The 11021-nt window shown below is 29.8% G+C and carries 10 protein-coding genes; all 10 read right to left on the reverse strand.

What is annotated here, in order from left to right:
• Window positions 1-990, reverse strand: a complete 990-nt coding sequence (locus V6251_RS08005; protein WP_341587783.1) for a UDP-glucuronic acid decarboxylase family protein — start codon at window positions 988-990, stop codon at window positions 1-3.
• Entirely contained in the window at window positions 991-2289 is a 1299-nt protein-coding gene (locus V6251_RS08010; protein ID WP_341587785.1) for a UDP-glucose dehydrogenase family protein, read from the reverse strand.
• Between the two features lie 14 nt (window positions 2290-2303).
• Window positions 2304-4265 (reverse strand): polysaccharide biosynthesis protein, encoded by a 1962-nt coding sequence (locus V6251_RS08015; protein WP_341587787.1) that lies wholly within the window; start codon window positions 4263-4265, stop codon window positions 2304-2306.
• Between the two features lie 98 nt (window positions 4266-4363).
• Window positions 4364-5491, reverse strand: coding sequence for a DegT/DnrJ/EryC1/StrS family aminotransferase (locus V6251_RS08020; protein WP_341587789.1), 1128 nt, complete (start codon window positions 5489-5491; stop codon window positions 4364-4366).
• Between the two features lie 4 nt (window positions 5492-5495).
• Window positions 5496-6137, reverse strand: a complete 642-nt coding sequence (locus tag V6251_RS08025; RefSeq protein WP_341587791.1) for an acetyltransferase — start codon at window positions 6135-6137, stop codon at window positions 5496-5498.
• A gap of 6 nt (window positions 6138-6143) precedes the next feature.
• Window positions 6144-6746 (reverse strand): sugar transferase, encoded by a 603-nt coding sequence (locus tag V6251_RS08030; RefSeq protein ID WP_341587793.1) that lies wholly within the window; start codon window positions 6744-6746, stop codon window positions 6144-6146.
• Window positions 6739-7893, reverse strand: a complete 1155-nt coding sequence (locus tag V6251_RS08035) for a glycosyltransferase family 4 protein (RefSeq protein ID WP_341587794.1) — start codon at window positions 7891-7893, stop codon at window positions 6739-6741. Before V6251_RS08035 ends, V6251_RS08030 begins: the two co-directional genes overlap by 8 nt.
• The gene (locus V6251_RS08040) at window positions 7874-8995 is read right to left on the reverse strand and encodes a hypothetical protein (RefSeq protein WP_341587796.1); all 1122 of its coding nucleotides are present in this window, start codon (window positions 8993-8995) and stop codon (window positions 7874-7876) included. The genes V6251_RS08035 and V6251_RS08040 overlap by 20 nt, the downstream gene beginning before the upstream one ends.
• A 56-nt stretch (window positions 8996-9051) precedes the next feature.
• Window positions 9052-9564, reverse strand: coding sequence for a hypothetical protein (locus V6251_RS08045; protein WP_341587798.1), 513 nt, complete (start codon window positions 9562-9564; stop codon window positions 9052-9054).
• 78 nt (window positions 9565-9642) lie between these two features.
• Window positions 9643-11019: a phenylacetate--CoA ligase family protein gene (locus V6251_RS08050; protein ID WP_341587800.1), complete on the reverse strand. Its 1377-nt coding sequence runs from the start codon at window positions 11017-11019 to the stop codon at window positions 9643-9645.
• Between the last annotated feature and the right edge of the window lie 2 nt (window positions 11020-11021).

Raw genomic sequence — 11021 nt, forward strand, 5'->3', positions numbered from 1 at the left:
TTACTTATTATAATTTGAAAAGTCTTTGTGTTCGCTTTTATGAAGCTCTGCTTGCGTTAAGTTTTTAAAGTAGTCATAGGTTTTTTTCATTCCTTCAGCACGACCTACTTTAGGCTGCCAACCTAACAACTTTTTAGCCAATGCTATGTCTGGTTGACGTTGCATGGGATCGTCCACAGGTAGATCTTTATAAATTACTTTTTGCGTTGTGCCTGTTAATTTAATTATCTCTTCTGCAAAATCTTTAATGGTAATTTCATGTGGATTACCAATATTAACTGGGTTTGCGTAATCGCTTAAAAGTAGTCTATAAATCCCTTCTACTTGGTCTGTAACATAACAAAATGAGCGCGTTTGCAAACCATCACCAAATACGGTCAAGTCTTCACCACGAAGTGCTTGTCCCATAAAAGCAGGAATTACACGTCCATCGTTAAGTCGCATTCTTGGTCCATAAGTATTAAAAATACGGACAATACGTGTCTCTAATCCATGAAACCTATGATAGGCCATAGTTATGGATTCTTGAAAACGTTTAGCCTCGTCATATACACCTCTTGGTCCAATGGTATTAACATTACCATAGTAATCCTCTGTCTGTGGATGTACTAATGGATCACCATATACCTCTGAAGTAGAAGCAATAAGCAACCTTGCATTTTTAGCTTTAGCTAAACCTAATAAATTATGTGTCCCTAAACTACCTACTTTTAGTGTTTGAATAGGTATTTTAAGATAATCTATTGGACTTGCAGGTGAAGCAAAATGCAAAATATAATCTAGGTCACCTTCTATATTTATAAAATTTGTAACGTCATGTTGTATAAAAAGAAAATTAGCATTTGAAGACAGGTGTGCTATATTTTTAGGATCTCCTGTGATGAAGTTATCCATACCAATAACAAAATAACCTTCAGTTATAAAACGGTCACATAAGTGTGATCCTAAAAATCCTGCTGCTCCAGTAATTAAAACTCTTTTTTGACTCATTTATCTTCCTATTGACACATATTTAAATCCTTCATTTTCAACATCTTTTACGTCATATAGATTACGACCATCAAAAATTGAAAACGAGGACATTAATTGTTTCATTTTACTAAAATCTGGTGTTCTAAAAATACTCCATTCTGTAGAAATAATTAATGCATCTGCATTGTTTAATGCTTCATACATACTATCAGCAAAGTTAATTTTATCACCTAATTTACGTTTAACATTTGGCATAGCCTCTGGATCAAAAGCTGTAATATTACATCCTGCTTCCAACAATACGTCTATCATATATAATGCTGGAGCTTCTCTAATATCATCCGTTTCTGGTTTAAATGCTAATCCCCAAACAGCTATATTTTTCCCTTTTAAATCGTTATTAAAATGAGATTCTATCTTAGGAATTAATACTAGTTTTTGTCTAGCATTAACATTAATAACTGCGTCTAAAATTTTAAAATCGTAATTATTATCTAATCCCGACTTATGTAATGCTTTTACATCTTTAGGAAAACATGAGCCACCATAACCAATCCCTGGAAATAAAAATCGTTTTCCGATACGAGAGTCTGTTCCCATACCAATTCTAACTTTATCTACGTCTGCTCCTACTTTTTCGCAAAAGTTAGCAATCTCATTCATAAAGGTTATTTTGGCAGCTAAAAACGAGTTGGAAGCGTATTTTGTAAGTTCGGCAGACTTTTCGTCCATTATAATAATTGGATTTCCAGATCTTACATATGGTTTATATAGTTTTTCCATAAGCTTAGTTGCACGATCGCTACTAGACCCAACAACGATACGCTCTGGCTTTAAAAAGTCGTCTACAGCAAATCCTTCGCGTAAAAACTCTGGATTAGAAACAACATCAAAATCTACTTTTGCATTTTTGGATATGGCTGCTTTTACTTTATCAGATGTACCTACTGGTACTGTACTTTTGTCAACGATGACTTTATAGTCCTGTATTAACTTTCCAATATTATCTGCTACACCTAAAATATATTTAAGATCTGCAGATCCATCTTCATCTTCTGGCGTTGGTAATGCAAGAAAAATGATATCTCCATGCTCCAATCCTTCTTCTAAACTAGTAGAAAATTTAAGCCTATTAGCTTTAATGTTTCTTTCAAATAATACATCTAAATGAGGCTCGTAAATGGGCACCTTTCCAGATTGCATTTGTTTTACTTTTTCCTGATCTATATCTATGCAAAGTACTTCGTTTCCTGTTTCGGCTAGACAAGTTCCTGTTACTAAACCGACGTAACCAGTACCAATTACTGCTATTTTCATTTATTTTTTTTCTTTTAAACTATCTTTTTATCAAAAACCTCATAATCAGAATTCATACTTAAAAATTCAGGTACAATATCCTTCATTTTTTTTACGATTTCATTTTTATTGTCTTCTTTAGCTAAAATAAATAACTCATTTACATCTTTGTTAATTTCTGTATGTGTACAGTTATCTACTTTGGCAATCATGATTTTGCTATTATAAGTAGGCAATGTTGTAGATTTATCGCTTAACAATTCTTCATACAACTTTTCTCCTGGTCTTAATCCTACAACTTTAATATCAATATCTTTATAAGGTACAAAACCTGCTAAACGAATAATTTTTTTAGCCAAGTCAATTATCTTAACAGCTTCTCCCATATCAAAGATAAAAATCTCTCCACCATTACCCATTGCTCCTGCTTCCAAAACTAATTGGCAAGCTTCTGGTATGGTCATAAAATATCTAATAATATCTGGATGCGTTATTGTTAAAGGTCCGCCTTCTTCAATTTGTCTTTTAAATAATGGTACAACAGAGCCATTACTACCCAAAACATTTCCAAATCTAGTGGTTACAAAATTAGTTTTGTTTTTAGGATCTGCCATAGCTTTAACCTGTAAGGCTTGGACATAAATCTCGGCAATACGTTTTGAGGCTCCCATTACGTTACTTGGGTTAACAGCCTTATCTGTAGAGACCATGACAAATTTTTCTGATTTAAATTTATAAGATAAATCCGCTACATTTTTTGATCCCATTATGTTAGCAAAAATAGCTTCCGATGGGTGTTTTTCCATTAATGGTACATGCTTGTATGCTGCTGCATGATAAACTACTTGTGGATTATATTTTTTAAAAACATCTTCTAAAACATCTACTTTTCTTACATCTCCTATAATTGCTTCGAAGTTTAGATCTGGAAAATCATGTTTAATTTCTTGCTGAATTTCGTATAAAGGCGATTCTGCTTGATCAAAAATTAATAGTTTACTGGGTTTATAGCTAGCTACTTGTCTAACAATTTCGCTTCCAATTGAACCAGCTCCACCTGTAACTAGAATACATTTATTAAAAATTTCTTTTGCAACTAACTTATTATCTAACTGTATTGGTTCTCTCTCTAAAATGTCTTCAATTTGTATTTTTTGAATTTGATTAGAAAGTGTAGTGTTTTTTTCTATATCGGAAATTAAAGGCGCTCTAAAAACCTTGTAGTTAAACTCTAAACAGCTATCAACAATTTTAATACTTTCCTCTTTTGTTAAGGAGCTATCTGCTATAATAAGTGCTTGTGCATTATATATCCTAAGTAATACTGCGGTTTTACGTTTTAAATAAATAATTGGTAGACCTAATATTTCTTTACTTTTATTTTTACCATCCTTATCAATAAATCCTAAAACCTTGTATCGCGAAGGTTTTTCCGATTTTAATGCACTTGCTATTGCTATTGCATTTTCACTGGTACCATAAATTAAAACATTTAGTCTTGCTTCTTCATCATTGTAACGTTGGTAAACTTCAAAGACTTGTTTAACCAAAATCCTGAATAAAAATAAACCACAAAAAGATACGATGGAATATATAAACAGTTGAGGAATTGAAAACAACTCGTCACCAACCAAATAAAAATAACCGTAGTATAATGCTAAGGATGAAAGCAATGTAGCTAAAGACGCTAGGAAAAACTTAGCAGCATCAATAAAGGTTGAGTGCCTAATAAGCCCAGCATAAGTCCTAAATAGTATAAAAAATAAGACATTAATTACAACTATTAAAAGCTCCTCATTTGAAAACCCTAAATTAAAAAAAGCTGCATTTTTAATTTTGCTTACAATAATCTTAGTAAAAAATAAAGAAATTACTAAAATGAAACTATCAAAACAAAGTATTGCCCACCTTGGTAAGTAATTTACATTTTTAAAATCTATCTTTTTCTGACTAGATTCTAAAACTTGAAATAAAGCTTGTTTTAATTGTTTAAACATTTGGATCTTTAATAAAAGTTAACAAATATCTTAAAATATAATTACAATGTAATCAAAATTATATTTAAAGCCTTTACAACTCTAGTTTATGTAATAATTTATAAAAGCTTATTTACTGCTTTTTTTATTCTATCTAAATCTACTTGCTGTAAATTTGATCCACTTGGTAAACACAATCCTTTTTCAAACAGGGTTTTACTTAAATGATCACCAAAGTATAGCGCGTTTTTAAAAATTGGTTGCATATGCATAGGTTTCCATAAAGGTCTTGTTTCTATGTTCTCTGTATCCATAGCTTCTTGGAATTGTGCTTGTGTAAAAGGTGCGTCTTCATGAATTAAGATACAACTTAACCAAAAATTTGAATAAAAATCTTCATTTGGCTGTTTTTGAACTTCGACACCTTTTATATCTTTAAAAAGATTAGTGTAAAACGCATTCATGTCACGTCTTAATCCAATGTGCTTATCTAAAACCTCCATTTGTCCACGTCCAATACCAGCTGAAATATTACTCATTCTGTAATTATAACCAATTTTAGAATGTTCGTAATGTGGTGCATTGTCCCTTGCTTGGGTAGCATAAAAAATAGTTTGGTCCTTATCTTCACTTGTATTGCAAACCATTGCTCCTCCACCGGAAGTTGTAATAATTTTATTACCGTTAAAGGATAAAATTGAAAAGTCCCCAAATGTTCCGCATTGTCTACCTTTATATGTGGATCCTAAAGCTTCTGCAGCATCTTCAACTACAGGTATTTGATATTTTTTAGCGACCGCTAACAATTGGTCTATTTTAGACGGCATACCATACAAATGGACTATAATTATAGCTTTTGGTTTTTTACCGTTGGCTATTCTGTCTTTTATTGCTTCTTCTAGGTGCTTTGGACACATATTCCATGTTTCTGCTTCACTATCTACAAAAACTGGTATTGCACCTTGATAGGCTATTGGATTTGATGATCCACAAAAAGTAAAGGTTTGACAAATTACTTCATCATTTAATACTACACCAAGTTGTACTAAAGCTAAATGGATCGCTGCTGTACCAGAAGATAAACATGCTACTTTTTTGTCTTGACCTAAATAGGTTTCTAGGTCTTTTTCAAAACCATTTACATTAGGACCTAATGGTGCTACCCAATTAGTATCAAATGCTTCTTTTATATAATTTTGCTCTGTTCCTCCCATGTGTGGAGAGGATAGCCATATTTTTGTGTTCATAATGTTAATGAAATTTAATTGGTTTAGCTGGAATACCAACTGCAGTGCAATTTGCAGGTAATGTTTTTGCAACTACTGCTCCTGCGCCAACAATAGTATTTTCTCCAATACTTAATTGATTAATAATTTTTGCACCAGTACCAACATACACAGACTGATTAACATCAACCTCTCCTGAAATATTTACACTAGGCATAAAAGAACTAAAGGCACCTATTTTAGTATCATGACCAACTGTACAACATAAATTAAGAGTTATATAATCTTCTATAATTATATTACATGTTAAAATATTTCCGGCACAAATAATATTCCCTTTTCCTAGTGTTATGTCATCTTTTGAAATTATCACAGATGGATGAACTAAATTGGGAAAACTAATATTTACATTATTAATACTGGCAATTATTTTTTGTTTAATAGCAGGAACACCAATACCTAAAGCTACACTTAGCTTATAGTCTATTTTGTTCAAATCAGATAATCCTCCTAAAACTTTTAAACCATTAACTATAGTCCCTTTATCAATATTATCATCAAAAAACCCTATTAAATCATATTGATTTGACGATTCATTAATACTATCAACTAAGGTTTTAACCTCTCTTCCAAAGCCTCCTGCTCCTATTATTGCGATTTTTTCCATTTGAAACTATTTTCCTGTAAATTTTGTTGTAGTTGCTTGATTTTCAGTATTTATTCCTTCTGAATTAATCACTTTCAATATTGTTTTGAATAAAATCTTTACATCTAATTTAAAGCTAACATGCTCTACATACCACACATCTAAATCAAATTTTTTCTCCCAACTAATAGCATTTCGACCATTTACTTGAGCCCAACCTGTTATTCCTGGTTTTACATCGTGCCTCTTACTTTGTATTGAATCGTACAATGGTAAATACTCTGGCAATAATGGTCTAGGACCTATTAAGCTCATGTCTCCCTTTAAAACATTAATTAATTGTGGTAACTCATCTAGTGATGTTTTTCTTACAAATTTACCTAAATTAGTTAATCTTTTTTCATCCGACAGCAATTTTCCTTGTTCATCCCTTTTGTCATTCATCGTTTTAAACTTGATGACTTTAAATATTTTTCCTTTTTTCCCAGGTCTTTTTTGAAAGAAAAAACAAGACCCTCTGTTACTTATTGATAAAATCACTATTAACACAAGAAGTATTGGACTTGCTAAAATTAAACCTGCAAATGCGGTTAAGAAATCAATAATACGTTTGAAAAATAGTTTATACATCTTCTAGTTGTTTATATTCTTTTAAGATTTCTTGCCAAATAAAGTTTTGCTCATACCTGTCTTGGATACTTACTCTTGAGTTTTCTTTAAGTTTTAGATATAAATCTTGATTTAAAAGCAACTCTTTCATGCTAACAGTTAAGCTTACAGCGTCTTTAACTGGTATTATAAGTCCGTTTTTTTTGTCTTCAATAATTTCATTACACCCATTAATATTACTTACTATACTAGGCAATCCCATTGCACCTGCTTGCATAACTACATTTGGAAAACCCTCTCTGTAACTTGGAAAAACTAATGTATTTGCTATTAAAAAATAAGGTCTAACATCATTTACATACCCTATTTCAATAATATTTTTATTGGTTTTTATTTCTTTAAAATTTTCGGGTTTAATTGGATCCAAATCTGCTTCAAAGGGTCCAACTAAGACTAGTTTTGTATTAGGATTCTCAAGATTTACTTGAACAAAACTTTCTATTACTTCATTAATACCCTTATCTTTTACTATTCTACCAACAAAAATATATACATAGTTTTCACTTTTTATTCCTAATTGTTTTTTTAAAGATAAAACTTCTTCATCAGTAAAATTTTTAGGGTTAAAGTAATCTAAATTAATCCCGTTTGAACTACCGTAACCAATAACTTTAAGTTTATTTTGCTTTGCTAATTTATTATCGATTATAATATTTTTAAGTGCATTAGAATTTGGGTATACCTTGGTAGCGCACTTATAGGTAAGCTTTTCTACAAAGTCTAAAACAACTCTTTTTAGACCAGTGCTTTCTAGCAATGGTAATCCTGCTACTGTATGCAGTCGGTTTGGGACTCCTGCTAGCTTTGCTGCCAACATAGACACTAATCCTGCTTTAGGTGTGTGAGAATGTATTATAAATGGTTTTTCTTTTTTTAAAAAAGTATACATTTTCCAGACAGCTGCTAAGTCTTTAATTGGTGTGATTTTTCTCGTAAGCTGGATATAATAAGTATCAACGCCTTCCGTCACTCCAACTTCCTCAAGCTTCTCTTTGTCTGATGATACAGCAATTACGTTATAAAACGTTTTCATGTAAGACATCTGACCGCCTAATAGCTTTTCTAAGGATAAAGGTATAGTTGTTACTCTAATTATTTTTTTTTTCATTTATAGACGGGTTATTTGGATTGAACATTAAAACCATTGCCAAGACTAAAAATGGAAAAAACATCACCCTCATTCTAGAGGCTAAACCTAAGTTATACATATATATACTCAAAAACAGTATAATTAATAGACTAGTCACTAATAAATACAAAGTAATACTATCTATTTTAACTTTTGTTTTTATTGAGTAAAAAATTATAAAAATTATAAATAATAAAAAGCAAAAATTTTCTAGTGAGATTACAAATTGATACAAATTATTTGAATCAAAAAATAAGGGTCTAAATAAAACTATAATTATTCTATCCAAATAATTGGTATCCGCCAAAGCTAAACTACTGTTTCCTGTTGTGGTACTATATATATTAATTTTATTAATAAGCTTATCTATTTCTGCAATGCTATAAATCTTTATGTTGAGAAAATATTTTAAGATTGGAATTGATATTATTCCTAAAATTAAAAAAGAACTTAAATTATTTAAGAGTTTTTTTCTGGAAAAATTTTCGAATATTAAAAACTTAAAGCATAAACCAATTAATATAAATATAAAAACATAAGGTCTTATAAACAATATTATAATTAGTGATATTAAGGTAATTTTACTTAATGTTTTATGTTTTACTAATTGTTCTAAAATTAACGCCATAAAAAAAATAAGCAACGCTTCTTTAGTTAGACCAGAGGTCCAGAAATGTAAAGATGGAACGAACATAAAACAAACGCCTATCATTTTTATTTTACTATTTAAAGGAAAAAATAGCCTAGTAATTTTTAGAAGACCAAATAAACTAATGATAGCAAAAACTAAAGAAAGTATAAAATATCCTATACCTAAATTAACAAAAGGATATATTAAAAAAGAAATAAAACGAGTGCCTGGTCTAAGAAGCACGAGGTAGGAGTCTACATTTAATGCTCTTAAATAAAACTCATAACTATCAAATTGAGATTCGAAATTAAATTTATAATTTAGAATAAAAGTTGAAAAATGAATGCTATAAATGATAGAGAGGATTATTAAATTATAACCTTTATCTAACATCATTTTAAATGAATATATTATTACTGCTAATAATAAAATTGCAAGAATTAAATTCATTTAAAAAGAGATAATTACTTTATAACGTGTAAACTTAACTTATATATGTAGTAGTATTATTGTTTTATCAAATCTATCCCTTTTCTATTTAACCCTAAAATTGGAACGTGTTGCCCATCTATTGCTTTAGTAATTAACTCACCTTCATTTTCTCCAAACTCGACAAATTTGTTTATTGTAAAATACTCTTCAAAATTATTAGCTGTAAAGATGTGTGACTTGCCTTTATACGATATTTCTAAACTTTGAAAAATAACAGTTTTAGGTTTTACATATCCCAAACCTAAATATAATGTGGTTGGAAACTCAAAATCATATTTTGCTTTAACTTTTCCTTTAATTTCTTGAAAATCTTCAGACGCTTTTAGACTGGTTTTATCGATAGTTGTCTCATCATCAATATCTTTCATTACAAATTGAAATCTATCATCTTGATCCGTTTTTAGTTTTACAACTACAGTAAAATCATGATTAACTTCAACCACAGGCTCTGTAGGACTATCTTCTTTTTTCTTGTTATTACAGCCTACGAGTACAAAAATTAATAAAAGTATTGATACGTTTTTCATTTGTTATTTTTTTTCAAAGATAATGATTTGTAGAGTTTTAGTTAAAAATTATAAAATTAATTGTATTTATAGTCTTAATTAGTGCTTAACACTCATTAAGTTTTTAACTATTCTAAATTTCCCGCTTTTTTCTGTTGGGATAAGATCAACATAATTTAAATTAATTTTCATTGCTACACCTAGACGGTCTCTCCAGTTTTTTATAAATAGGTTTTCGTTTTTAGAATTAAATGTACTATCAATTTCTATTAAAATGGTAATTTCATCTACGACTTTTTGTATAACTTGAAATCTTTTAATACCACTAACTCCTTTTAGTGTATTAGATACGTTACCTAGATTAATTTTACCCGTTTCTTGAGAAAATACATAATCGTTTTCGCGTCCTAATATTTTTTTAATAATTGGATTATGGTTACCGCAATCGCAAATGTTACTATTTGATTTTTTAACGCTATCACCAATATCATACCTAATAAGTGGTGTTCCATGTGTTGTAAAAGATGTTACAACCAATCTACCCTCTTCGGCTTCAATATCATTATTATCTAAAATTTCAAAGACACCAGTTCTAATATCTAAATGATAATTCCCTTTTTGACATTGAAAAATAAAAGGAGCACCTTCTGAAGACGCGTATTGATCCAAAACAGTTGTTTTAAAATACTTTGATAAAACTAAGGCTGTTTCTTCTGTTACTGTTTCGGCAGTCGGAAAAATAGCCTTTACAGTATTAGATGGAAACTCTATATTATTACGCTTACCAAAATTGGCTATTTCTAGTAATGTGGAAGGAAATCCCACAAAAAACTCTGGTTTATAATTAATTAAATCTTTTAAATAAAACTCTAGGTATGCATCGTTGATATGAAATGTTGAATAGTATCTTACTTTATTTAAGTAATCATACTTCCAAAATCTATTTTTATTAATGTCTTTATTTGTCAATAATTTTTTTCCACTAAACCATGCTGTTTTTTTTCCTAAACTATAGCCATAGTTGTTTCTAAAATTATCCAAATAGCCATATCTTTTATTAGTATCATCTTTAGTAAATAAAACTTTTAGGGGTTTTCCAGTTGTTCCGCCTGTTTTAGAAACTATTCCATCCGATGCTTTTATTGTATAGACACTTTCTATTTGAGTTCTTAAATTTTCTTTATTTAAAATTGGTAGTCTTTTGATGTCTGAAACATCTTTAAAGTTGGCAACATCAATATCCTTATACGCGGTTTTGTAGTATACTGAATTTGCTTTAGCGTAGTTAACAAAATTAATAAATTGAGTATTTTGATAAGCTTTAAGCTGAGATAAACTAAAACTTTGTTGTTTTAGAAACTCTTTTTTATAGTACTTGTATTTACCACCATAACGTTTACTATATAAGTAACTATTATACAGGGCAATTATTGAATTTTGTAAAAAATTTGGTAAATTAAAAAACAACTTTTCCATAC

The organism is Olleya sp. Ti.3.14 (assembly GCF_038154885.1).
Lineage (GTDB): Bacteria > Bacteroidota > Bacteroidia > Flavobacteriales > Flavobacteriaceae > Olleya.